27 protein-coding genes and 2 pseudogenes are annotated in these 24,257 nt (G+C 58.9%); 23 read left to right on the plus strand and 6 right to left on the minus strand.

The annotated features are described in order from the left end of the window. Nucleotides 1–8 precede the first annotated feature (8 nt). From AC13Q5_RS15010 to AC13Q5_RS15035, 6 genes are all read left to right on the plus strand, one after another. Nucleotides 9–1,817, plus strand: a complete 1,809-nt coding sequence (locus tag AC13Q5_RS15010; RefSeq protein WP_488502175.1) for a hypothetical protein — start codon at nucleotides 9–11, stop codon at nucleotides 1,815–1,817. Between the two features lie 12 nt (nucleotides 1,818–1,829). After that, nucleotides 1,830–2,048, plus strand: a complete 219-nt coding sequence (locus tag AC13Q5_RS15015; protein ID WP_488502176.1) for a hypothetical protein — start codon at nucleotides 1,830–1,832, stop codon at nucleotides 2,046–2,048. A gap of 14 nt (nucleotides 2,049–2,062) precedes the next feature. Next, a complete protein-coding gene (locus AC13Q5_RS15020) occupies nucleotides 2,063–3,235 on the plus strand; it encodes a YcaO-like family protein (RefSeq protein WP_488502177.1) in 1,173 nt (390 codons plus the stop codon). Then, entirely contained in the window at nucleotides 3,232–3,927 is a 696-nt protein-coding gene (locus AC13Q5_RS15025; RefSeq protein ID WP_488502178.1) for a TfuA-like protein, read from the plus strand. Before AC13Q5_RS15020 ends, AC13Q5_RS15025 begins: the two co-directional genes overlap by 4 nt. Before the next feature lie 115 nt (nucleotides 3,928–4,042). Further along, nucleotides 4,043–4,264 carry a hypothetical protein gene (locus AC13Q5_RS15030; protein WP_075856075.1) on the plus strand — a complete coding sequence of 74 codons (222 nt, stop codon included), beginning with the start codon at nucleotides 4,043–4,045 and terminating at the stop codon, nucleotides 4,262–4,264. Nucleotides 4,265–4,671: 407 nt separating this feature from the next. Further along, complete coding sequence (locus AC13Q5_RS15035; protein WP_488502179.1) at nucleotides 4,672–5,073, plus strand: hypothetical protein; 402 nt, start codon at nucleotides 4,672–4,674, stop codon at nucleotides 5,071–5,073. Nucleotides 5,074–5,343: 270 nt separating this feature from the next. Here AC13Q5_RS15035 and AC13Q5_RS15040 read toward each other — a convergent pair whose 3' ends face one another. From AC13Q5_RS15040 to AC13Q5_RS15050, 3 genes are read right to left on the minus strand one after another with little or no spacing between them, the layout of a single operon-like run. Further along, nucleotides 5,344–5,715, minus strand: coding sequence for a hypothetical protein (locus tag AC13Q5_RS15040; protein WP_075856077.1), 372 nt, complete (start codon nucleotides 5,713–5,715; stop codon nucleotides 5,344–5,346). 53 nt (nucleotides 5,716–5,768) lie between these two features. Further along, complete coding sequence (locus AC13Q5_RS15045; RefSeq protein WP_488502180.1) at nucleotides 5,769–7,715, minus strand: M48 family metallopeptidase; 1,947 nt, start codon at nucleotides 7,713–7,715, stop codon at nucleotides 5,769–5,771. Between the two features lie 8 nt (nucleotides 7,716–7,723). Continuing rightward, complete coding sequence (locus AC13Q5_RS15050) at nucleotides 7,724–9,760, minus strand: DUF4034 domain-containing protein (protein WP_488502181.1); 2,037 nt, start codon at nucleotides 9,758–9,760, stop codon at nucleotides 7,724–7,726. Between the two features lie 328 nt (nucleotides 9,761–10,088). Here AC13Q5_RS15050 and AC13Q5_RS15055 point away from each other — a divergent pair. From AC13Q5_RS15055 to AC13Q5_RS15080, 6 genes and pseudogenes are all read left to right on the plus strand, one after another. Further along, nucleotides 10,089–10,268: pseudogene (locus AC13Q5_RS15055) on the plus strand (helix-turn-helix domain-containing protein); the annotation flags it as partial. Nucleotides 10,269–10,287: 19 nt separating this feature from the next. After that, nucleotides 10,288–10,761, plus strand: a pseudogene (locus tag AC13Q5_RS15060) (DUF2493 domain-containing protein); the annotation flags it as partial. Between the two features lie 83 nt (nucleotides 10,762–10,844). After that, nucleotides 10,845–11,105 (plus strand): type II toxin-antitoxin system Phd/YefM family antitoxin, encoded by a 261-nt coding sequence (locus AC13Q5_RS15065; protein ID WP_488502182.1) that lies wholly within the window; start codon nucleotides 10,845–10,847, stop codon nucleotides 11,103–11,105. Continuing rightward, nucleotides 11,095–11,514: a hypothetical protein gene (locus AC13Q5_RS15070; protein WP_488502183.1), complete on the plus strand. Its 420-nt coding sequence runs from the start codon at nucleotides 11,095–11,097 to the stop codon at nucleotides 11,512–11,514. The genes AC13Q5_RS15065 and AC13Q5_RS15070 overlap by 11 nt, the downstream gene beginning before the upstream one ends. Nucleotides 11,515–12,038: 524 nt before the next feature. Next, the gene (locus AC13Q5_RS15075; RefSeq protein ID WP_488502184.1) at nucleotides 12,039–12,362 is read left to right on the plus strand and encodes a DUF736 domain-containing protein; all 324 of its coding nucleotides are present in this window, start codon (nucleotides 12,039–12,041) and stop codon (nucleotides 12,360–12,362) included. A 54-nt stretch (nucleotides 12,363–12,416) separates the two neighbouring features. Further along, nucleotides 12,417–12,749, plus strand: a complete 333-nt coding sequence (locus AC13Q5_RS15080; protein WP_488502185.1) for a hypothetical protein — start codon at nucleotides 12,417–12,419, stop codon at nucleotides 12,747–12,749. A 65-nt stretch (nucleotides 12,750–12,814) separates the two neighbouring features. Here the strand turns inward: AC13Q5_RS15080 and AC13Q5_RS15085 are convergent, their stop codons facing one another. Next, complete coding sequence (locus AC13Q5_RS15085) at nucleotides 12,815–13,093, minus strand: HU family DNA-binding protein (protein WP_488502186.1); 279 nt, start codon at nucleotides 13,091–13,093, stop codon at nucleotides 12,815–12,817. 400 nt (nucleotides 13,094–13,493) lie between these two features. On the opposite strand from AC13Q5_RS15085, the gene AC13Q5_RS15090 reads away from it, so the two are divergent. Further along, entirely contained in the window at nucleotides 13,494–13,664 is a 171-nt protein-coding gene (locus AC13Q5_RS15090) for a hypothetical protein (RefSeq protein WP_488502187.1), read from the plus strand. Here the strand turns inward: AC13Q5_RS15090 and AC13Q5_RS15095 are convergent. Next, complete coding sequence (locus AC13Q5_RS15095; protein ID WP_488502188.1) at nucleotides 13,618–14,091, minus strand: WGR domain-containing protein; 474 nt, start codon at nucleotides 14,089–14,091, stop codon at nucleotides 13,618–13,620. The two genes, AC13Q5_RS15090 and AC13Q5_RS15095, sit on opposite strands and share 47 nt — an antisense overlap. Before the next feature lie 1,227 nt (nucleotides 14,092–15,318). After that, complete coding sequence (locus tag AC13Q5_RS15100) at nucleotides 15,319–15,573, minus strand: hypothetical protein (RefSeq protein ID WP_488502189.1); 255 nt, start codon at nucleotides 15,571–15,573, stop codon at nucleotides 15,319–15,321. On the opposite strand from AC13Q5_RS15100, the gene AC13Q5_RS15105 reads away from it, so the two are divergent. The 10 genes from AC13Q5_RS15105 to AC13Q5_RS15150 all read left to right on the plus strand — a co-directional run bounded on the left by AC13Q5_RS15105 (nucleotide 15,565) and on the right by AC13Q5_RS15150 (nucleotide 24,203). Beyond that, a complete protein-coding gene (locus AC13Q5_RS15105; protein WP_488502190.1) occupies nucleotides 15,565–15,990 on the plus strand; it encodes a hypothetical protein in 426 nt (141 codons plus the stop codon). The two genes, AC13Q5_RS15100 and AC13Q5_RS15105, sit on opposite strands and share 9 nt — an antisense overlap. 4 nt (nucleotides 15,991–15,994) lie before the next feature. Then, nucleotides 15,995–16,456, plus strand: coding sequence for a hypothetical protein (locus tag AC13Q5_RS15110; protein WP_488502191.1), 462 nt, complete (start codon nucleotides 15,995–15,997; stop codon nucleotides 16,454–16,456). A 438-nt stretch (nucleotides 16,457–16,894) separates the two neighbouring features. Further along, entirely contained in the window at nucleotides 16,895–17,719 is an 825-nt protein-coding gene (locus AC13Q5_RS15115; RefSeq protein WP_488502192.1) for a lytic transglycosylase domain-containing protein, read from the plus strand. Then, a complete protein-coding gene (locus tag AC13Q5_RS15120) occupies nucleotides 17,716–18,075 on the plus strand; it encodes a TrbC/VirB2 family protein (RefSeq protein WP_488502193.1) in 360 nt (119 codons plus the stop codon). Before AC13Q5_RS15115 ends, AC13Q5_RS15120 begins: the two co-directional genes overlap by 4 nt. A 2-nt stretch (nucleotides 18,076–18,077) precedes the next feature. Next, the gene (locus AC13Q5_RS15125; RefSeq protein WP_488502194.1) at nucleotides 18,078–18,404 is read left to right on the plus strand and encodes a VirB3 family type IV secretion system protein; all 327 of its coding nucleotides are present in this window, start codon (nucleotides 18,078–18,080) and stop codon (nucleotides 18,402–18,404) included. A 3-nt stretch (nucleotides 18,405–18,407) separates the two neighbouring features. Beyond that, entirely contained in the window at nucleotides 18,408–20,927 is a 2,520-nt protein-coding gene (locus tag AC13Q5_RS15130; RefSeq protein ID WP_488502195.1) for a VirB4 family type IV secretion/conjugal transfer ATPase, read from the plus strand. Continuing rightward, entirely contained in the window at nucleotides 20,905–22,077 is a 1,173-nt protein-coding gene (locus AC13Q5_RS15135) for a lytic transglycosylase domain-containing protein (RefSeq protein WP_488502196.1), read from the plus strand. The genes AC13Q5_RS15130 and AC13Q5_RS15135 overlap by 23 nt, the downstream gene beginning before the upstream one ends. Nucleotides 22,078–22,100: 23 nt before the next feature. Next, on the plus strand, nucleotides 22,101–22,892 hold the full coding sequence (locus AC13Q5_RS15140; RefSeq protein ID WP_488502197.1) for a conjugal transfer protein: 792 nt from the start codon (nucleotides 22,101–22,103) through the stop codon (nucleotides 22,890–22,892). Next, entirely contained in the window at nucleotides 22,889–23,098 is a 210-nt protein-coding gene (locus AC13Q5_RS15145) for a hypothetical protein (RefSeq protein WP_488502198.1), read from the plus strand. Before AC13Q5_RS15140 ends, AC13Q5_RS15145 begins: the two co-directional genes overlap by 4 nt. 31 nt (nucleotides 23,099–23,129) lie before the next feature. Beyond that, nucleotides 23,130–24,203 carry a TrbL/VirB6 family protein gene (locus AC13Q5_RS15150; RefSeq protein WP_488502199.1) on the plus strand — a complete coding sequence of 358 codons (1,074 nt, stop codon included), beginning with the start codon at nucleotides 23,130–23,132 and terminating at the stop codon, nucleotides 24,201–24,203. Nucleotides 24,204–24,257 lie beyond the last annotated feature (54 nt).

Here is a 24,257-nt window from a genome sequence, read left to right on the forward strand (position 1 = left end):
CCGGCAAGATGACATATCATTTAACGACACTCGGCAGCTGCGCCCTTTATGACGACAAGGGCGATCGCGTGAGTGTGCCAAAGCAGGCGCTGCTCATGCTTGCCTATCTCTACGATTGCCGACAGTCGATACCGCGCAAGGACCTGGCTGCTTTTCTCTGGTCCGGCAATCTCCAGGCCGCCGGCGCCAATCTGAGGTCGACGCTGCTGCGTTTGGCGACTGCGACACCCAAATCCGCCAAGCCGCTGATTGGCGACGTCGCTGCAAATATCGTTTTGAATTTCGAGGCGTTGCGTTGCGATCTCGAAACTATAGACAGCACCTCCGGCGTTGCCAGGCTCGGCGCGCTTACCGATGCCGTCGCCAAGAATTTTCTACCCGCCTACGGCAGTGGTTCCACGGCCGTGGCCGTCTGGGTACGCGACGTGCGGGCGCGACTTGCAGGAGAGTTGCGAGCCGAATTCTTCAAGACACTGAACGAACCCTCTTCACCCCAATACCGTGGTGAATTGAAGCGCGCAGCCATGCTCCTGCTGGATCGGGATCATACCGATGATGAGGTCAGGATAGCGCTTGGCGAGAGAATCACCTCCTACATCCAGGTGATAGGTGAAACGAAAGATCCGAATTCAAGTCATCCGGCTGAAGATTCGCTTCCGATCGCCGCCGACAACCAGATGCCGCGCATTGCGCTGCTTCCCCCTGAGACGCTCGAGGATTCGGAGAGGGCCGGATCGGTCGCCAATGCAGTCATCGAAGACCTGACGATCAGTCTTTGCGTCGATCGAAGCGTATCCGTCGTCGCTCCTTACACCGCCGAGCAGATTCGCTCGTCCAAGGACAAGGCCGGCCTTCTCAGGCAGCATAATGTCGTCTACGCGCTCGATACGAAGAGGACGGGCGACAGCCTTTTCGCGCAGCTGATTTTCATGCCGCGCGACGAAATCGTCTGGGCAACGCGCGTTCAATTGGATAGCGCGGCCATAACGGAGCATCGCAACGAGATCGCCACAGCGATCCAGCGCTCCATCATCGAGCGTGTAGGCGCCTTCCATCACATCGTTTCCGATTTCAGCTGCAAGCCTCAGGCCTATTTTGCCTATCTTGAGGGCGTGCAATGCCTGTCTCGATTGAGCCTTCAGAATGTCCGTCGCGCGCGCAAGCATTTCAAGGAAGCGCTCGAGTACGAGCGCGGCTTTGCCGCGGCACTTGCCGGCATCGCCAGAACGTTGACGATGGAATGGGTTCTGACGGCCCGCGGCGACGGCGACCTGTTGCAGCAAGCTGAAAAAATGGCGGCCGAGGCGATCAGCGATGACAATCAGTTCGCCGGAGGCTTTAAGGAAATCGGCGTCGCCCGGCTCTATCGCGGAAATATCGACGGTAGCCTCGAGGCATTGTCGAATGCCGAGGACCTCAGTCCGCATTATGCGGATGTGATCTGCAGCCACGCCGACAGTCTCACCCATGGGGCCAACCCGAAAGCGGCACTAGAGAAGGTTGTTACCGCTCTCGATCTCAATCCGCTGGCTCCGGACTACTATTATTGGACCGCAGCAGGAGCCAGCTATCTCCTTGGGGAATATCAAGAAGCACTAACCTATCTGGACAGGATGAGGGACCCGGTACCGGCAAGCAGGCTTGCTGCGGCAAGCTGGGCAATGCTGGGGGATCTTACCAAGGCTAAGACCTATCGACAGCGCGCTTTGCGCGACAACCCGAATTTCGATCTTGAGGCATGGCTCGCCATGGTTCCACTCAAGGAAAAGTGGCAGACAGATCATTACAGGGAAGGCCTGCTGAAGGCCGGTTTTTGAGAGGAAGAGATTATGGCGACTGCAGTTCTGATTGGAATCAAGGGTGAAAAAGGACTTTGGCTGGCAGACCTCGAAAAGGGGACAATCGTTCGATACACGCGCCGGCTGACGGGCGATTTGGGAAAGGCTGAAGCCTGGCGGGCCAAGGGGGTCAAGGTGGAGAAGGATGTCGATTTCGCCGTGGCGTTGACGTCAGCAAGCGGCGTGGCCTCTGGTCTCCTTGAGGGCTAGGCGCTCGTTCATCCGTGTCGAACAACTTTAGGGCGTGCCCTCCTGGCGAAACCCTGTCGAGGATTTCGCCCTATCTGGGACGGCTTGGCATAACTCGTGTTGGCTGCCAGACCGAGCTCGATCGCATAGGCATTCCCGTTTGGTGTGCCTATGCTCCGAACTCCAGGGCGATCGTCATTGCTCAGGGCAAAGGCCTTGACGATATCTCCGCGAAGACATCCGCGGTGATGGAAGCGATCGAGCGATCGGTCGCGACCCGGCCCTACTGTTCAGCGTTGATGGCAAGTCAGGATGATCTTGCCGCAAGCGGCCATGCGATGGATTGCCTGGACGATCTGCTGGCGATTGGCGTGCGACCGCTAGAAACCACGGAACAGATCAGATGGTCTCAAGCCCGCGATCTGGCGAACAACGCCTCGATATTCGTACCTTTCGAGGCCATTCATCTTGACCGGACGCATGTCAGCCCACGATTTTGGGTGTCATCGGACGGATTGGCGTCCGGCAACAATTGGCACGAGGCAGTCCTGCACGGATTGCTGGAGCGGGTAGAGCGAGATGCTTGTGTCCTCTGGAATGTCAGCGAGCCAGAGTATCGCTATGAGCGCCGGATAGATCCGCATAGCATCGAAGATGAGGGTATTCGCGAGATGCTCGAGAAGATTTTCTCGGCGGATTTCGATATCGCCCTCTTCGATGTGACGAGCGATCTCTCTGTTGCCTCCGTCGCCGCGTTGCTGCGGCCGAAAGGGGATGACAATTCGCTGAGATATGTCGACTTGACCATGGGGGCAGGCGCATCCTTGTCCCCCGATGTGGCCGCAGCCCGGGCAATTTCCGAGGCCGTACAATCGCGGATGACATTCATTGCCGGCGCCAGAGACGATCTTGTCCCGGAGCTCTTCTCACGCCGCGCCGACCCCGCCCACCTGCAGTCGTTCCAGGCGCGATGCACGACGAACCTCAACGAACTGCCGACGATGCCAGCCAAGTCTGCGCAAGATGCGCTCGACCACCTTGTCGAGACCTTGTCGGAATGCGGTATCGACCAGCTTTATGCAATCGAGCTGGCACCTGAATGGTTGCCGGCATCGGTGGCAAAGGTCTTCGCGCCACAACTCGAACATCCGGACGGCGACCGCCGAATTCGTCTCGGCAGCCGGGCACTGTCAAAGGGTTTCCTGTGAAAGTGATCTTCGTCGGTCCGAGCCTGCCCGATGCTGAAGCGTTCGCCGACGACACGATGGTCATACGGCCGCCGGCATGCCAGGGCGATGTTGTGAGAGCTCTTGAGGATGGCGCGACTGCCGTCGGCCTTATCGACGGCCTGTTCGAGTTCGTCGCACCGGTTTGGCACAAGGAGCTGCTCTTTGCTCTGTCCCGCGGCGTTCCCGTGTTTGGGGCAGCCAGCATGGGAGCGCTCCGCGCGGTTGAGTGTCAGGCTTTCGGCATGGTCGGTGTTGGCAGAATATTCGGTGACTATGCCTTAGGGCTCCGGGAGGAGGATGCTGATGTTGCTCTTCTTCACGGCCCAGCGGAATTGGGCTATCCCGCTTTGTCGGTACCACTGGTCAATGTCGATGCCACAATCGAGACTGCGATTGACCAAGCTATTATCGGCAAGGAAGAGGCTCTGCGGCTCTCTCAGGCGGCACGGCGTGTATTTTTCAAGGATCGCACCTGGAGGCGTGTTGCCGAAGCCGCCGATATGGACATGGGGCAGGTGAGGGCTCTCGTCGCAAGAGCATGGACCGACCAGAAACGTCAGGATGCCATAGGGCTGATGGGCGCGATTGCCGAGGCGCCGTCGCGGGCACATATGGCGGACTGGTCTTTCAATGCAACTCCGCTGTGGCGCAAACTGTTTCCGCAACTATAAAGATTTTAAATAATTCTAAAATACAGCCCTTGAGTGCGCAACGCTTTTGCAACGCACCATTTCAATAGAAATATGCCAATCTCCCCTCACGAAATCATTTGTTGGGGCTTTGAGAGTGACTGATTTTGAAGGACAGGAACGCCAGGGAGAGATTTTGGCGCTCGCAAAAATGATGCAATACGCCGGAGGAATCGCAAGTGAACTCGATGCAGCACAGGCCGTATTCCTTATAAAGGCGGCACAGGCTGCTCTGCTTTCGATCTTGGAAACTGAGTTTCCGATGCTGTCCGGCGAGCATTTGAATGAGCTTGTCAGCGACGTGCATGGTCACTGCTAGAGCTCACTCCGGTCATTCTATTAGCATCGATTGATACATTTCCTTGATATCGCGCTGACACACAGAAACTTCAAGAGAGCCAGCTTGCTTAGAAGAGTACTAACCAGGGCGGGATGGTCCGTGAGAAAAGTAAGCACGACCGAGACAGCAGGCATTGTCGCGGACTTCAAGGAACCTCAAGGGAATATGAGGGTTGAGCTTGTAATATTTGGAGCAATCATCACTGCATGGCTTGCAATTGCCTACAATATCTGCCGTTCGTTGAACTGGCTCTGATCTCTGACTGTGAACAGTCATCGTGAAATGATCCAGATCACGTCTGCAAGACGATCGTTTATCTTGCCTATCGGCGTCGCAATCCCATGCTGTTTCATACTGCCGAGTGTACTGACCAGCCTGCAAACTCTATGGACACAGTCAACGGTGGAAAGAACCTAGGAGAACTCGGCCGGCATAGGCAGTCTCTGCTCATGCCGGGATTACGCGAGATTGCCGGCAGTCTCGCGGTGGAGACGATCATGGAAAGGTTTAAACGCTTCGCACATGGCGCTTTGTCGCAAAGCGAGCTCGAAATCATAAAGCGAGTATTCGACTTGGCTACCGCGCAAAGCTGGTTCGATGATACTCAATACAGTCGAGACGGTTTTGCCGCCGCGCTGGTCGGCCTGTTTCGATGCGGAATGGTTAATCCGGCTCAGCTGGAAAGGATCGCAATGTTTTGGGCATTGAGCGACTTTTCTCAGAACATGTCGGGTACCCAACGGGCTAAACTGAGATCACTCTATGGCCGATGCGAGGTGGAGGGGTAGGCTTTCTATTGAAAGGGCCGAACCTTCGATACTCAAGATACGCAACCGAATGCGAACGGATCATCGTAAAATGATCCCGACTACGCCGGCAGAGCAATCGTTTATCGGCGCGGAAACCGTGTGTCGTTTCGCAAGCAACGTTTCCTGGCAATACGACGTGCAGGGGATGCCAAAACGGCAGCATTTCCCAAAATGCTTGCACTGGCAAACTTTGATAATCGTACGAGGCCAGCATTCAAATGCACCTCGTTTCGCATGGAACAACAGCCGCTACTTTTGGTCGAATAGATCACCGCAAGCCTCACAGGCGAAATACATCTCCTGCTTGTTACATTGAACACGGCCGGTAGCGCCTGCCCGGATGTTCCAGTCACAGATTTTTCCGTCCCACCTTAATGTGCCCTCTATGTAACAGGGAGCGAGATCATAATCGTCATGAAGGATTCGGGCATTGATCCGTTTGGCGCGCTTGAAGAATTCCTGAGCCTTAGCAGGGGATAAGTCGACATCGGATTTGCGGCATCGGTCAGGTTCTTCGGAACGAAAGGCCGTGATTTTCAGATCGGCAATCTGCTCACAATGCGCAGCAGCAGACGCACACAACAAGGCGACAGCAGTCAGAGTGATAATTCGGCTATTCATTTGCGTAATCCTGCAATCGCGCCATCCCATCTCTTACCAATGTACCTCAACCATCAATTGGGTCCTGACCCTCCAGTGTCAACGTGTGCGATGAGCGGTTTTTCAACGTTGGCGCGCACGGGCGAAACGGCTCTGCCGGCGCGGGCGATCAGGCTATCGGGTGAACAATAGGCCGGAATATTCTCTGATGGTCCGATAAACACGACGTCCGGATAGATATGCAACCGTGGCAGCAGGCGTTCGAGCAGCCTTTTGCAAGCCGATGCATTGACGTCCTCTTCGCCGGTCAAACTGCCAACCATCCGCATGAACCAGCCATCATACGCCTCGACATAGAGAAACCATCGGGACGCGTCCGGTATATTCGCTGGCGTGTCACGGCAAAGCCAAACGGAACGCGCATGAGCAAAGAGCGGCTGCAATACGCCATGCAGCAGCGCGACCTCGGACGCCTCCATCCCATGCGGAAAACGATCTTTGAGCGCGGACCGCCTCGCATCCTGGCCGGTCCATAGTTCGTCGGCGACGTGTCGATGGTACTCTGCCGTCGCTCTGTCTCCCGCCCGCAAGCAGAGTTCGCAAAGACGGCGATGAACGGCATAGGCGGAAGCAGGCGAATTTTTGCCGATGCGATGCCACAGGGCTATCGCTCCGCCAACGTCGCCATTCTCCTCAAGATAGTCGGCTCTTAGTTGGAGAAGCGTGGGATCATCGGGTGAATGCCGCAATCCTTGCGCAATTGCCTCCTGGCGCAGGGGGCTTTCTGGATGAAATTTTTCCGCCAGTTGCGCCAGAAATAGCCAGTCTCGTTCATCAAACGTCTGCTGCTTGCGACGGTGCAGCAGGTTTGCGAATTCGCCATGTTGGCGCGCATACCAGCCTTCTGCATCCTGCCAGGCCTGCGTAGAATTCTCGCGCCAGTGGGCGTCGAGCTGCTCAGCCATGCCGGACGCTTCCTTTCCCAGCCAGTCGGCGGCCGCAGCCGCTTTTTCAAGGTACCAGGGCAGGGGATCGGGAAGCCGGGCTTTCGGGTCGAATCCCGTCGATGCAACACGCTCGAAAAATGCTGGATGCGTGCTGCGGGGGTCCGGGCTCTGACATAGAGCTTCGTGCAGCCAGACCGCCGCCTGTGCGCCATGGCGCGGACGGCTCTCCGCTGGCTCCACAAGGAGCTGTGTGAACGGCTGCGCCTGCGCAAGTTCCTGCGCGCCGGCTCGCGCGAATATGCTCGGCCAGAACCGGTCGGAGAGGGCTTTCTGCCTTAGAGCCAGTGCGAATTCGGCTTCCAGTGCGAGATCGGCGCCGCACGCTTGAACGGCTTGCGCATCGGCAAACATTTCGCAACGGCGCGAGAACTCCAGCGTTTCTCGCATCATGCGTGGCACGTACCAGGACAGAAACAGCCTGAGCGGCGCGGTGATCAGACGATGGTTGCGTTCATGCAGATCCCCCAACGCCGCCCAGCGCTGGCGCGCCATATAGGCCCAGCGGGCGAAATGTCCGTGCTGGCGGGAGATATGTGCGTATTCATGGGCGATGACCACCGCCGCCTGATCCTTGGTCAAGAGAGCAAGAAGCGGCAGGCCGAGCACGAGGATATGTTTCGACGGACCGGACCGCGACGCAGTCTGGTAGATGGATGCGTTGAGGTCGCCATTGATGTAGACCGCCGTGAAGGCCGGCGCGTCGCAGGCAAGGCGCAGCCGTTCAAGGTCGGCGGCAAGAGCCGGAACCTTGGCAGGATCCAACAATATCCCATTCGAAACCGGCGGTGGCGGCGGCACGGCAAGAGCGCGCAGGACCATCAGCCCATAGAAAAACCATGACAGCGACGGCAAGGCGAGCAGCGCCAGCAGTAACGGCGAGGACAGAGAGAAGATCAACAGGAGAGGCGAGACAACCAGCAACATCCCGGCGAAGAGCAGAAAGGCATCGCCGAAAGCGAGCCAGATCAGGGCTCGCCATCTGCCTTCCTGCGGTGCCGGGAGGAAATTGCTCATCGCGGCGCTTACTTCGGTGGCAGATGCTCTTTTGAAAGCTTCTTCCCAAGGAAGAAGGCCCGCAGTGCCCGCCCGGCCATTTGCCATCCGGTCGATCCATAGACCTGCGTTTCCATCCATTCCATCGTCGAATGATCCGGAAAAAGCTGCTTGAAACGATCGAACCATTGCATGGCGATGAACTCGCTTTTGGGAACGCCGTCGCCATATTTGTATGCCAAAACGACCTCACCATATGCCTCGCCGGCAAGGTGGTCATCCTCATGGGCAATGAAGGATTTCATATGGGCGACGGCCCGTTGCTTTTCTTCTTCGGTTCCGTGTCGGCGATCGACACTTGCAAGCCGGATGATAGCAGGGCCTACGCCGCCTTCCATCGCGCGGAAATAATAACCGCGAACCCGCTCATAATTTTCGCGGATCGTCAGATCGATTTTGTGAACCTTCTCGAGGCGCCAGGCGTAATTGAACATGGAGACAGGCTCACCTTCTTCGACCGAGCGTTCGAGCCAGTGATGCGCTTCCTTGTGGTCGAGAAAGCGGGGCTCCGTATCCGGTCGGTAGCCCGTTGTAATATCGTACATGCTTGCCGCTGCCGAATAGACGCGTCTCTCGGCAAATTCGCGCGTGAGATAGGCGGACTGCTCCTGGAAGCCTCCATCCCATATCATGCGGCAGGCATGCATCGGCGTGAACTCATCGGGTTCATAGAGCGGCGCAAGCTCGGCCGCCCGGTCGATCAATCGCGTGGCGACGGCCGGATCGGCCTTGATCCCCCACATGCCAAACTGCCAGGCGAAGGCGGCCATGGTGAGCATCGTCGGCTCGTCGAAGCGGCGTGCGGCGGTTTGCAGCACGTTTGCATAAGCGCCTTCATCATCCTCGAAATGCTGGATCAGCATCAGGTTGGTGAAATCCCGAAACGCACCATCCACTCCCGGATAGGTTCGCGGCGGCTTACAATAGCGGATAGATTCGACATGACGCTGATGCGCCAGCTTCCGGTCGGCAAGCGAGTAGTGGGTGAAATTGGCGTATTGCCCCAAAGAGATGAAACGCAGGGGATCGGAGAGATCCCGCGCCAGCCAATTCTTGAATATCTTCTCTCGGGCCGCGATCTCACGCGCGTCGCCTGGCTGTGGATACCCAGGGAGCGTCAATGCATCATGAATGCCAGGCCAGCGGATGGAATTGCGCTCTTGTTCGCTCAATTGTGAACACAAAGGGCCGGTGGCGAATTTTTCGACCTCCCCCTCGGAGCCACCCCATCTCGGGCTCAGATACTGCGCGTAGTCTGCCAGGATGTCCGGCCAGCGCGGTCTGAGCGAAAGACAATAACGCAGCCAGTAATAGCCAGAGTTTTCGATATCTCCTTCCTGCATTGGCGGGAGAGAGGCCGGAAGTGCCGCGGTGAGGATGCCCGGCGGCTTCAATGCATATCTGGCGAGCTGGGCGCATGCCGCTTCATAAAGGTCGGGGTCGAACTCGCCGCGCTGCATGGTTTTTTCAAGCGGCGTCCCGCGAAACAGAGCATCGACGAAATCCGGCTGGCCAAGATACTGGCAGATCTGCATCATGGTTTCAGCGGCCAGTGCGGGACGCTCAGAGAGCGCCATTGCCTTCAAAAGATGCTCGGCCGCGGTGACGCAAGCCATGTGGGCGGCAACCCATTGGTCTTCGCCAACATCCGATGCCCAGGCCGCCGTGCGGATATCGCCGGCCCGGCGAAAATAATGGTGACCGAGAATATATTGCGCATGATAGGAATCCGGATAGGACTTGGCCCAGTCATTCAGCAATTCAAGCCGCCGGGCAGCGTCCACACTGGCATGGTCAAACAGGCCGGAACTGGTTGCAAGATACAGATAGCGATCATCGGGTACATCGCCGGCCTGCCACCAAGCCGCTTCAAGCGCGGCCACCAGTCGCTCAACCTCATCGAAGCGCCGCTCAAGCATTGCCTTTCGCAGTTCTTCCTGCTGGCGGAATCGGATCCATTGCGGGCCATCCAGCGGCAAGGGGGACGAGCTTGTGGGAATGTGCATGCGCGGTTCCTTCATGCGTCTAGCGCGGGTCGATTCCAATTCGGCCCAACGGGGTCCCGTCGGAAACCATATCCATGGCCTGACCCGAATCCGGGCCATACGCGCCTGATGTGTAACGCGAATGCACCACGCATTTCAACCACCGGCCGTACTATCGAAAAAGATAGCGAACGAAATGGTCTCATCTTTCAGAATGGGTAGAGGGCTGGCTCGCTATTTTGACGTGGGATGCATCAAGCCATTGAGGATCTGCATCATCGCTCAGTGACGCCGTGACATGCATTGCAGTGCTACGCGCTTTTGCTCGTAAGCCAGCGTTCATTGCTTGCTTTTGAGCTTTTATCCAAAGAACGAACTGACCGCAGAGAACGGCTTGATCGTCTTTCCGTCCAACGCCCAGTTGTCGCTTCGGACGCATGGGATGGCAGAGCAAACCATCCGGCGCCATCTGGCCTCTCTCGTGCAAGCTGGGCTTATCATCCGCAAGAACAGCCCGAATGGCGCGCGAGCGAAAGTGGGAAACAATGCGGCCCCACACCGGCTCCAAGGTAAACCACACCAACATGACGGCGGCGATGATCGACAGCCGTGACTTCCTCTCCGCCCGCCGACGGGCCGAGACCGAGGTGCTGATCCCGTCCGGCACCAAGATCGCCTTTGCCGGCGGCATGGACTATAATGACCATGAGCGTATTTGGGCGAAGCTCGATCAGGCGCATGCCAAGCATCCTGACATGGTGCTGCTGCACGGCGGCTCGCCGAAAGGCGCCGAGCGCATCGCCGCCTGCTGGGCTGAAGCCCGTAAGGTGACGCAGATCACCTTCAAGCCCAACTGGACCAGGCACGCCAAGGCCGCCCCCTTCCGTCGCAACGACGAGATGCTGTCGGTCATGCCCGCCGGACTGATCGTCTTTCCGGGAAACGGGATCACCGGCAATCTCGCCGACAAGGCACGCCGCCTTGGCATCGCGGTCTGGCGGGCTTCAGGAGATGGCGCGTGAACGCCGTTTTACTGGAAATATGGAAAAGATGGAAAACATGGGAAAATTGGATTATATGGAGAACCATACCGGAGACCATAGCGATGAAACAGTTCACGACAGGCGACTTGAATAAACAAATCGGGGATATCACCGATGCGGCAAGCCGCGAGCCGGTCATGCTCACCCGGCACAAGAAGCCGCGCTTCGTGCTGATGAGCTACGAGCACTATGAGCGCATGCGCACCGGCGGCGACCCGCGCCGCTCCTATCATATCTCGGAAATGCCCGCCGAGCATGCGGAACTGTTCGATGAGGCGCTCGATCGGCTGACGCGTGGCGAAGGCTACGACGATGAGCCGTGAATTCCTGCCCGGCGAGGTCATCTCTTATCCTTACCTCTGGGCCTGGCAGCAGCAGCGCGGCGAAACCGAAGGCCGCAAGCAGCGCCGGGTCTGCGTCGTCATCGCCATCCGAAGTGCCGCCGATGGAAATACGCACCTTGCTCTTCTCGCCATCACCACCCAACCGCCGCAGGCGGGTCGTATCGCTCTGGAGATCCCGGACATCGAGCGCAAGCGTGCTGGCTTAAGTGATCTGAAGCAGTGCTGGATCATGGCCGACGAATACAATTACGATATCGTCGAACGATCCTGGTACATTGAGCCGGATCAGGACGTCCGCGGCCGCTTCAGCAAATCCTTTGTGGTAAAGATCGCCAGACTGTTTGCCGAGGCGCGCGGCCGAACCGGTCGGGTCAACCGACTCGATTGAGGCGGCAATCGAAGCGGTTCTCGCCGCGGCAACTCTCCGACTGCCGGGTTGTTTTCCGCAGTTCTCCGTTTCCTAATCATCATCGGGCGCGGGAGCGACGTCCGGAAATCAAACCAGTGTTGTGATCTGGCTTCACCCGAGCTGCAGTCGCGTCAGTCGGGGCCAACAGTTCGCGCGTCACGCCACCGAAGCCGTCTTTGACCAGGAGGATTGGGACGGTGCTGATTTATCCGGTCGCGTGCATCTGGTTGACGGTCAACGTCCGTTGACCCGAACGCCACCGACGCATGACAAGAGCGCGGCACTCGGCGGGTCTGCAAAGGGCAGGCCGCGGCGAGGTCTCCTGCCGACGTCGCAATCAAGGACCATTCCCGTTCTTTATGTCGCCTTTCTAAGGGACCGGCCGCGATCAGCGTCAACCCGCAAGGGGTTTCCCTTCGCTCACGCTGCGGTGACGCCTGCGGCGCAGCCCCTTCTTCGGGCGCCATCGGGAATGGTCCCGATGCAACGAAGGAGACAATCCCATGGCTACCACGATCGCAACCCTCACCGAAAAGACCGACGGCACTCTCGAAGGCGTCTTCGCCACCATCCGGGTCAACGCCCCGATCGCCCTCGTCCCGAACGCCAGCAAGGCGAGCGAAGAAGCCCCTGATTACCGCATCATCCACCGCAAGACCGGCTTTGAGATCGGCGCAGGCTGGAACCGCGTCTCTCGCCAGACCGGTGAGGAATACATCTCCACGAAGCTGGAGGCGCCGGAGATCGGCGTGATCTTCGGCAACGTCGCGCCGGCGCCTGGCGGCGAGCCCGGCAAGAAGGTCATCCTCTGGAACAGCCCGGCCTGAACCGGACCGCCGGCCCCGAATTGGGGCCGGCCTCCCATTTCGAAGGAGGCCGCCATGAGCCGCTACACGATTACGGTCACCAGGACCGCATCCCGCCACTCAGACCCGGATGCCACTATCGGCTACGACCGCCCGCTTCAGACGTTCTTCCTCCAGGCATTTCCTGATGCCCAAGGCGCGGATCTTGAACTCTGGTTGGGGACGGACTGCCGGGAGTTCGAAACACTGTCGCAACTGCGTACCGCAGCAATCGCACGCGGCTTCGACTTCATACCGTTGGCATCCGGCATTCTTCACAAGCTGCTGGACGACCATGCCCGCGAAGCGCATCACGCGGTCAGCGACACGATCATCCAGGATCTTCTGAACGGGATATCCGCCCGCTGAAGCAAACCCAAAACGAAAATTGCCCGGCACGGTGCCGGGCAATTTTTTTTGCTTGGCTGGCAAGATTACTTGTTCAATGCATCCTTAAGCGCCTTGGCCGGTGTGAAAGCCAGCTTCTTGGCCGCCGCGACCTTGATTGTTGCACCGGTCGCGGGATTGCGGGCCTCGCGCTCAGGTGTTTCCTTGACCTTGAACTTGCCGAAGCCAGGGAGCGAGGTTTCGTTTCCAGCAACAGCAGCTTCGGTGATCGAAGCGATCACGGCTTCGACGATCGCCTTGCCCTGCGCCTTTGTCAGGCTGTGCTCAGCGGCGATCTTGTCGGCAATTTGATTGGTGGTGGTCATGTTCATCTCCGCATCATGTTTATGCGGAATCCGTGACAGGCGATTTTCCTCCTGTCATCGGCGGAAGATCGAGTTTGTCGCCGGAATCCTGGATTTCCGCAGCTTCTCATTGGTGGCAGCTCCCGGAGTTAAAAAGGGAGCGACCCAGTCCGCCGTGGCCGACGTTATTGGTGCCACGAGAGAGGTTTGTTGTCTGCTCAGTCCGTCCGAGCATGCCATGGCGCCATGCCGGCCTCAAGGACGAGCGGTGCCCCCAATTTTGGCTCCGCTCCGGTTCCCTGCGCTCCGACAAAATCGGCTCCCCCACTCGCCGGCTCCGCCGGTCGCCTCAGTGATCCTTGACCCCGTCATGTCCCCGTGACCGAGGGCGTCGTCTTTCACAAACGTCAAGGAGACGACGATGACGATTTCACTCGAATTGCAAATCGAAGAGCTCCGGGCCGAGCTGCAGGCGGTAGTTGACCCGGCCGAGCGCCGCCAGATCGAAATCGAGCTGGAACTGACGCGCGCCGAGCTGGTCGTCCTTATTGCCGAGCAGGAGGGCGCAATCGACGCCGAGCCTCCATTCTGACGGAGGTTCCTGCCATGTCGATGGCCTGACGCGCCGGATCGACCGACGCGTCAGGCTCGAGGCTTTGCTTCGCCACAAGCGATACGAGGCTAAAATCTCGCGATCGCGTGTGCGGCTTTGGCCGATAGCCGCGAGATCGCTTCTGACAGAGAAGTTCGAGGAACAGCAGTACCGCTTCTTGTTCTCCGGCGAAAATGTGCACTTTTAATTGCCCGCGTGCACCGATACGGCCCCAGCGCCGTGTCAGGCAGGTTTGCTCGAACAATGTCGGGGATATATCCATGGCGTAGAAGCGCGCCATGTTCTTCGAGGCGTCCGTACGTTCGACATAGAGCTGGTAGGGCTGCGTGATCATACCGATAGAATCGCCGATCGCAGATTCCACGTCCAACGACAGATTTGAATCGGTCGCCGCGGATCGATTCATCAGCTTGATGGTTGAGGGGACGGTATATGTATTCGGGCGAGCCGCCTTCGGCGGTCTGGCTCTACGCGTGCCGCGCGGAGCGGGTTAACACTCGCCCGGCCTGTCGGGCCGATAGGCGGACGCTGCCGCGACTTTCCTAAACAAGACGGAGAGGAGGATCACTCTGCGCTACGCCCTCATGCTTCGGGCATCCGCTCCAGGTGATCCTCCTCTCCTGCGCTGCGCTTGCCGTCTTATCGTTCGCCGCCCATCGATGCCCGTTCCCTTCGGTCACGGACATCCCGGCAGCTCACGACGGCGGCTCGCTTCAGCATCGCCAACCAAATCGGTGGACGCCGCGCTGTTTCTTCGGCGCGGATCACAGGCTCGCGCCTGCGATCGCTGTTGCTTTGTCTGGCGCCTCGGGCACGGCGTTCACCGATTTGGTTGGCGATGGCAGGATAGGCTAATGGTATACCATTAGCCGTTCCGCCCGCGGGGCGAATATCGCAAAGGCGAACCGGCGTTGCCGAAGATCGTCCTCGACTTGATCGTGAAGCAGGCCTGAGACGATAGGCGTTTGGCCGTTAGGAGGGGAGCGGGTGCCAGCCTTGAGGGAGATGTTTGCCATGAGATGCGACTGCCATTTCGGTGGATGGGTGATTCCGCTGGCCGGCGTTTAGGTGAATAGGTGAATGCTCGTATCGGGGAATGTGCTAATGCGAAAATCGGTGAATGCGCGAATAGGCGAGCAGCTCCTTCACCGATCCGCTGATCCGCTCAATCGGTGAAAGAGCGCTTGAGACAATCCGTAAATGGGCGAACCAGTTCCTACGCTAATGCGTGCGTCAGCGAGTACGCGAGATTGCGATTCCGCGGATATGTGCATTGCAAACAGTGCGGATCTACGAACGAAGCGCGGGCGACCCGCCCGTGTGGCGAATTGGCATTTTTCATAAAATCCGATTTCCAATCTTGAGCGACCGGTTTCGGCCTGTTACAAAATTGTACTGCAGTACAAGTTTTATCTCGGAAAGCCGATGCCTTGCCAGTGACATTCCTCGCCTGCTGTAAGACAGGGGCGTCGGACCTGCACCGGCGTTTGTCTGGCTTTTCGTCAGCAAGACGGGTTTTCCACTGACAAGGCAGCGATCCCTACTGACGAAGGAATGGTACAAGGTTCCGATCTGCGTCGACTGCGCGGATTGCGGCGCGCAAACCCGGGCGGCCGGGATCGTCGTCGGCTCGTCAAGCCTGGTGAACGTCGCCGGGTTTTCCGCTGAAAATGGTGACCTGAAGAAGCCTTGGGCGCAGCTTGATGCCTTCGCATTTGTCGAGTCGCTCGGCGGTCGCACCGACAATATCGAGCGTTTCGTTGTAGGCCGTTTTCACAACGCATTTGCTTTGAGAAGCGACCAGTTGGTATCGATCTGCGAGCACTGCGCGGAAGTTCTTGCTCCGAGCCTCCTGCGGTCGGCAGTCATGAATGGATTCGTGCACCAATCACAGCGGCTGCTGCTGGTCAACGAGCGCTTGCTGCTGTTCTCGTCGGCCACGTTGCTGACGGAATTTCACGGCGGCACGTCGATCGAAGAATGCGACCTGCCGCATCCGGATTACGTCTTGATGCTCCTCTGCGACACGGAGAGCCACGGCAGTGAAACTGGAACTCTCGAATTATGGCATAGCATCGCGCGCAACGACTACGCCATCGTCGTCAAGGGGCACCTGGGTCGCGAGATGTTTCGCGACGGTCTCAATGACGATCTAACGGAGGTCGTCGCAACCATCTCCAGTCTTGGGCTAGTGTTGACCGAACTGCGCATGGCCCAGACCTCGTCGCCCTTCTGCGGGCTCGCCCGCGATCTCTTTCTCGAAGCCCTCGAACATGCCGGCTATCGGCAGGAAACCAGGAGATGAAGCCGTGCGGATCTCGACTGCATTGTTTTGGCCGATGGCCATTGCGATTCCATTGGCCGGATGTGGGCAACTGACGCCGGTGCAGCGACCGCTGCCGCCAGAGCCGTTTGCATATCTCACGCTCGCCGCCTGCAGAAACTATCCAAGCAATATCGTCGAGTGCCAGCTGGAATTTGGCGCAGAATTTCAACGTCACCGTCTCGGCCCCGTGCAGCTGATCTCACGCGATCTTGCGAGGAGGCTCGATGATCATCGCTATCAGGTACTCACGTGCTGGCAGGCACCCAGGGTTCAGCGGGAGCTGCCGAATTTCACGTGCCGAATCTTTGGTAGCCGGTCGGGAGCCGATGCCGGTTCGGTTTTGGTCAAAGGCGGCACCGCTGTGCGTTTGTCGCGAATTTTGGGCGATCGACAGCAGATCGAATATCGTTGGAAGCCGGATCGATGGTCGCGCCTACTGGATTGAATTCCTTGGATATCTGATCGGATCAGGCTATCTCTTCACGTCAAAAATTGTACTGCAGTGCAACTTTTGGGTTGATTTCCGCCGAAGAATGCGGTTCAAAACTTGTACTGAAGTACAAGTCTGACTGGTTCGGTGATGGATCGCAGCTCGCATTCTTCTGTGAAGATACCGCTAATCCGTTGGCCACGCAGCGCCATCTGCTCTGTCGTGACGTCCGCGTTTCTCTTTACCGGATCGGCCGCCAGTTCGGCCGATAATGGACCACAGCCGGCTGCCGGAATCCCCGATCAAGCGGTGCTTCTCCGTCTCAGGGAGGCCGGCGCGCTCGCGACGCGGATTGCCGCATCGTCTGGTCCTGTTGAAGAAAGGCGCCTCCCACCGCCATCAATCGATCTCGCCAGTTTCAACGAGCGCTTTGCGGGGAACTTGGATACCGACATGCTCGTCGCAAGCCCGCGTCACCTTGATCAAGTCGGGATTGATTACGGTGGCCTCGATCCGGAGCGACCGGGAGAAGCGGCAGGAAGCATGAGAGCGCGGCGCCAACGCGCCGTGCTCTCACCGATGAGTGTCTTCTCCTTTGACTCAGGCGCAGCCCTGCCGCTCAGCGATCCGCGTAACGACTCCGACACGGCGCTGATGCAGCCCCGACCTGACCTGCGTTCCGGAATACCTGACGGCTATACCAAGCTCGCCCTGACAATCGCAGCCGAGGAGGGGGTCGATCCGAACTGGGTGCTGTCGATCATGCGGGCCGAAAACGCCGGGTTCGATCCCCAATTGGTCAGTTCGGCCGGCGCGATCGGTCTGATGCAGGTGATGCCGAAGATCGGCGAGGCTTTCGGCGCGCATGATCTCACGGATCCCGAGCAGAATATTCGAGCCGGCACGCGGTTCCTCCGCGTTCTCATCGACAAGTATCGAAACCCGGTGCTTATCGCATCGGCCTATAATGCCGGCGAGCCTCGTGTCGACGCCCATCGGTCGCTGCCGCTGATCCGCGAAACTGCGGACTATGTGACGCGGGTCGTCGGCTACTACACGGGCGCAGCGGAGTCTGCTCCGAATCCGCAGGTTGGCCGGCCTTCTCGTCCCGACCCGAGTCCACCAGGCCGAATTAGGCCCGCAGACCGGGCAAGATCCCCAATGCTTGTCTTCTCGAGTGCGGACTCGCACGCACCGGAAAATCGCCTTCACCAGGTGGAGGAGGCGAACCAGTTCGGCAGTCCGCTGAACATCATCAAGGAAGAGGTGCATCAATGAACATACCCGCAATGGCAGTGCTTTGCGGTAGCGTCGCCTGCCGTTCCATGGCCAAGCGCAGGTGGGTCGGCCATACCGCAATGGTGTTACTTTCGACCACGCTCCTGGTCGTCAGCCAATACGAGCCGGCCGCGGCGCAAAACCTCGATGCCTTGCAGAACGCCGCCGATCGGCTGGTGCAGTTCTTTACCGGCCCGTTCGGTCGCTCGGTCGGAGCGATCGCTTTCATCGGCATGTTTCTGGCGGCTGCCTTTGGATACTGGTCATGGGGAGCGCTGCTTCGCGTTGGAGGAAGCCTCGCGGGCATGTTTGCCGCCGCCGAACTCGTCGATTTCCTCGCTGGCGGAGGGTCTTGAGCATGGCCGAGTCTACCCATACTCCTGCCGGTGGCGACGATTATATCGAGTGCTATCCTGTCATTCTCGCCCTGACCCGTCCGCCGACGGTCATGGGCATTCCCTACACCTACTTCCTGGCGGAATGCTTCGTCTCGCTGATGGTGTTCATGATCCTCGGATCGATCCTCTGGTTCCCGGTCTCCTTCATCATCCTGCACACCATTCTCTATGTGCTGACCGTCAAGCTCGACCTCTGGTTCTTCGACATCGTCGGCAGGCTCGGCATGTGCGGCATCAACCCGCTCGGGCGCCGGCTCGGCGGCGGCATCCGGACCTATGGAGCTTGACCCATGAGCACGATGGCAAGATCGCTGAAAGGAAGCTTGTCGAAGGGGTGGGAGATCTTTGCCGATCGCAGTATCTCAGCCCATGTCCCGTTCTACGTGCCGATCGAAAACGGCATCATCCGGTTGAAGAACGACTGCCTGGTCTCGACCATCAAGTTGACGGGCTTCTCATTCGAGACCGCCGATATCGAGACGATCAACATGTTGCAGCGCCAACGCAATGCGGCGTTTCGGGCGATTTCGTCCATCGGCAATTTTGCGCTCTACACACACGTTGTCCGTAGGAAGGTGGCGCCGTCGCTGCCCTCGGGCTTCGCTGATCCCTTCATGCAGCGCCTCGACGACGTCTATCAGTCGAGCATTTCCCGGAACGAGATGTTCGTCAACGACACCTACGTGTCATTGGTGGTGCGACCCTTGTTCAGAAAGGGATCGGCGCTCTCTCGCATCATGAGCGTGGGCGGTGGTGTCGTGCGCAAGGAGCAGTTCCGGGCAATGCGCGACAAGCTCGTCGAGGCGACACGAGCTCTGGAAAAGTCCTTGTCTGCCTATGGCCCGAAGGTGCTGCGCGATGTGCAGCGCATCGAGGCTGATCTTGGCAGCGGAAAGACGATCTACCGCGACCTCACCGAGGATATGGTGGTCGAAGACGCTGCGCGGAAGATCTGGTTCTCAGAGCAATGCGAGTTCTTCTACACCCTTCTGAACGGAGGGAAAGTCAGACCGGTCCGTCTCGGCAACATTCCGATCGACGAGATGCTGCCGGCGCGCCGAACCTCGATCGGCAATCGAATCATCCATCTCCAAGGCGATACGCAGGACGACGATCGTTATGCAGCGATGGTCTCGCTCAAGGAATATCCGCCGGAGACCGGCGCCGGCATGCTCGACTATATCCTCAAGCTGCCGTTCGAGATGGTGCTGACCCAGTCGATGTCGTTCATCGAAGACATGGCAGCCCGCAGCCGGATCGAACGGCTCGACCGGCAGCTGTCGAAAGCCGACGAAGGCGGCTCCAGCGTCCAGGCCAATCTCGACATCGCCCGCGATGAGCTGGCGCGAAAACGCGTCGCCTTCGCCGAGCATCATCTGACCGTCATGCCAGTCGCCAAATCGACGGCCCAGCTTGATGACGCGGTCGCGTTGATCGGCAATGAATTGGGCGTGCTCGGGGCATCTTACGTCCGGGAGGACCTGAATGCGGAACCGGCCTATTGGGCGCAGCTTCCCGGCAATCAGGCTTATATCGCGCGCCGAGCTTTGATCTCGACGCTCAACGGCGCAGGCCTCAGCAGCTTTCATGCCTATCCCTATGGCAAGCCTGACGGCAATCACTGGGGACCGGCGATCACCATCTTCGAGACGACATCAGGCACGCCGTTTTTCTTCAATTTCCATCAGGGTGATGTCGGGCACACGACAGTGTTCGGTCCTACCGGTTCCGGAAAGACCGTGATCATGGCGTTCCTGATCCTGCAGGCCTACCGCGTCAGTCCACGACTGAAGACGATCGTATTCGACAAGGACCGCGGCCTCGACATCATGGTGCGCGCTGCCGGCGGAACCTACATGACGCTCGAGCCCGGCGAACCTTCAGGATGGAACCCGCTGCTTCTCGACGATACCGAAGAGAACCGCGTCTTCCTCTACGGCCTTTTGAGCTTCATGCTGAAACCTTCGAAGGAAGGCGAAAGCCTGACGCCGCAGGAAGAGGCGATCATCCGGAATGCGATCAAGTCCATCCTCAAGACCAAGGATCGCTCCTACCGACGTCTGTCGTCGCTCCGCGCCCTGCTTGCCGGCAGCGAGCGGACCGAGGGCAGCTTGATCGCACGGCTCGACAAATGGGTCGATCGCGGCCCCTATGCCTGGCTGTTCGACAATGCCGACGACAATCTCGACATCTCCAGGCCGATGATTGGCTTCGACATGACTTCGATCCTCGACGACCCGCCGGTGCGCACGGCAGCCCTTCTCTACATGTTCCACCGGCTGGACGCGATCTATGACGGCAAGGCGCCGATCATCAACCTGATGGACGAAGCCTGGAAGCTGCTCGACGACGACGAGTTCAAGCGCACCATGAAGGACTATTTCAAGACCATCAGAAAGCGAAATGGTCTCGTCATCTTCGGTACCCAGTCGGCCGATGACGTGGTGCAGTCCAGTGTCAGCCGGACGATCATCGAGCAGACCTCGACCAACATCTTCTTTGCCAATCCGAAAGCCGACGAGAACTCCTACATGGATCACTTCGGCCTTTCACGGGCCGAGTTCGATTGGGTCAAGAACGGCGACCCGAGCGCGCGCTTCATGCTGATCAAGCAGGCGAAGGGCAGCGTCATCGCACGCGTCGACATGTCCCACATGCCGGAGTTTATCAAGGTGCTGTCGGGCCGGGAAGAAACAGTCCGCGAGGTCGAGATGCTGCGCGACGAATATGGCGACGATCCGAAGAACTGGCTGTCGAAATTCTGCAACTGGGAGGGGGATGCGTCCGATGAAGACCGCAAGGCTTCCTGAACTGGCCACCGTCAGCGCCATCATGCTCTCCACCCTACTGACGCCCGCGCCTGTCATCGCGCAGGTGCCTGTCATCGACAATGCCCGTCGGAACATCCAGCGGGCGACCGCGAACTGGTACAAGACCTATCAGGCGGACACGCAGGCGACGAAAGGTGCATCGGGCGGAACGACGGACAGCGTGGCGCCCGGTCAAGGCTCTGGCGCACCCGCTGATTGCTCGGCAGAAGGCATGGCCGGTGACACGGCTCCGGCCGGGCCGTCGAAACGGACACCGAGCCAGCAGGAAGTCGCCCGAATGGTCGAGGACGAGGCGATCCGCCAAGGCGTCGATCCGAATTTCGCGCTTGCGATTGCCGAGCAGGAATCGCGTTTCCGGCAATCTGCGCGATCGGCGGTCGGCGCCACTGGCGTCATGCAGCTGATGCCGGGAACCGCAGCAGGGCTTGGCGTCAATCCCTATGACACTCGAGACAACATCCGCGGCGGCGTCAAATACATCAAGCAACTGCAAGGGATGTTCGGCAGTCGCTACGACCTGATCGCCGCCGGCTACAATGCCGGCCCTCATCGCCAATCACTGCAGAACGGCCAGATTCCTAACATCCCGGAGACCCAGGACTACGTTAAAAAGGTATCCGCCTATTACAGCCGGAACGAGGCGCAGAATGGGGACCGCGCGCCGGCGGGAGACACTGCCGTGTCGGAAACCGTGAGCGACAGCCAGGGATGCGGCGAACAGCTGAAGAAAGCTTTCGATCGCAACACCGAGGCGCAGATCGAGCGCGGCAACGTGTGGAACGAGTTCGTTCGCAAATCGACCGAGGCGAACCAGCAATATCTGCAGCGCCTGCAAGCCGGGCTTCAATCGTCGTCAGCGAACCTGCGCGGCTCGGGCGGCGGCAATGCGAAAGACCAAGATGGCTCGCTCGTCATGGCGCAGATCCAATGCCCGTCGACGATCATCGATACCGGCAGCACCCGCTGCTTCGCCGTGCCGCCGACCGCGACCACCGAACAGATCCAGCGATGGCTCGAGGATCTCCAGGAACAGGCACGCGCTAACGGCACCGTCGCGACTTTTTCGGCGATGGAGGATCCGGCCCTTGGGCTCGTGACCGTGGTCGACGCCAGGCCGACTGGGAATTGAACAGGCAATGAGAGGACAGGCAGATGAGAAAACTCGTTATCGCGACAGCATTCAGCATCACCGCCATATCGCACGCTTCTGCGCAGGTGCCGGTCAAGGACTCGGCCAATCTCTCGATAAGCCAGGAGATCGAACGGCTTTCGAAGCAGATTCAGGAAGACACCTCCGTCGTCAAGGACAATACGACGAAGACGCTACAGGCGATCACCGGCGATCGCACCCAGGACGCCGGCCAGTTCGCAAGACTTGCCACCGGCAACGGATTCAGCATGGGGCAGGCGCCGGATTTCAACAGCATCCTGTCGGGAAATCAGGCGCTGTTCGGCAGTATCGGCGGCCAGTTTCAGAATACCGCAGCCAAGCTGATCAACGGGCTCAATCTGGTGAAGATGGTGGTCGATACCGTCAAGGGCGGCGAACTATCCGGCGCCAATCAGGCTTACGCGCAAGGCATCAATGCTCTGACGACGATGACGGCGCTCACTGATGCGATGAACAGCGCCACCAAGGAGCGGCAGAACTCTTTCATGCAGGCGACGCAGCAGATCGGCACGGCACAGGACCTGAAGGGGGCGCTCGAGCAGAACACCCAGATGGTGCTGCAGGGCAACCAGACCGCCAACGAAGCTGTCGGCTCGCTCAACAATCAGGTCATGCTTTTGAACCAGCAATACAAGGCAGCGCTCGCGACCTCGTCCCAGAACCTCAAGACCTTTGCGACACTTCCCGACAGCGTCATGCGCGGCGGCGGAACTGAACAACAAGGGGCCTCCATTCGCGACCAACTGCGGGCATTCGAGGAACAGTCTCAATGAGGCTGATCCTCGTCCTGATCCTCGGTTGCGTGGCGCTGAGTGGCTGCGGCGGAAAATACGAGCAGCTGGCGAAATGCTCGGCCGATGAAAATCCGGTGCCAGCTCTCGGATATGACGACGCTCTGAAGCCAACTGCGCCTGTACAGGCACTGTCGGCGGCGATGAGGGACGATTGCGGTCCGATGCGGCCAGTCAATCGATTTTAGGCAGTTCTGGGAACCACTTTTAGGATGCGAGATGGATCCGGTCAGCTACGCGATCAATTTCTATGGCGATGCGTTGCGATACTTCGACAAGATCAACGAAGCATCACTCGAACGTGCCTGGGGGCTATTTGCCGAAAACAGCAATCTCGTCTCCGGCATCCTTGCGATCTTCCTGATCCTGTACTTTCTCTGGGGCGCGCTCGGTCTGTCGAGCGTCGCGCTGCAGGACATGGCAGTGACTGCCTTCAAGCTTGCGCTCGCCTACGCCCTGATCGTGTCCTGGGCAACGTTCTACGACAATATTGGCCAGTTCGTGCTCTCCACGCCGCAGGATCTCGGCTCGGCGATTTCCTCAGCGATGGGTGGGCAGTCGGCCGGAGCGGATCTTGCCAGCCAAGTCGCCTCGATGGCCCGCAAGGTCTACGACTTCGCCATGCAGCTCTTCAATTCCTATGAATCCGGCTGGCTGCCGAACGTCACCGGTGCCGTAGTCGTCTTCATCGTGCTCGTCTTCGGCCTGCTGCCGATGCTGCTGATCCTCACCGGCGTCACGCTGTTCGCAAAGATGATCACCGCCGTCATGCTGGCGATCGGCCCGATTGCCATCCTCTGCTATTTCTTCGGCATCACCCGGTTTGTTTTCGACGCCTGGGTGAGAGGCGTTGCCCACGGCATGTTCATGCTGCTCTTCACCTACATTATGGCCGGGCTGTCGTTCGGGTTTCTCATCGGCATGATGGACACGATCAACGGAGACATGGCCACCAAAGAGAACGCGCTGGCGATCGTCTTGGCGATGGTGCTCTACCTCGCGCTGATCTCGTACTTCATTTTCCAGGTGCCTGATTTCGCCCGCACCTTCGCTTACGGGACAGCCGTGTCGGGTGTACCGGGCGGGGGCGGGGTTGATGCTGCTTATGGCGCAGCGCGGCGAAGGCTTTCGGCCAGCAATTCGAGGGCCGGGCAGGCCTCTGCGGTTGCTCTTGGCATGTTGGCAGGCCCAAGAGGAGCAGTGACTGCTGCGGCGCTCGCCGGACGTGGCGGCATGGCAGGTGCAGGCGCTCTCGGGCGAATGCTGACCAACCGCCGCCGCAACAGCGAATGACGACACGGCGACGGGATTGATTTCGAGATCTTACGATGACGACTTCGAGGTTTG

This window comes from Martinezella sp. CNPSo 3964, assembly GCF_057784375.1.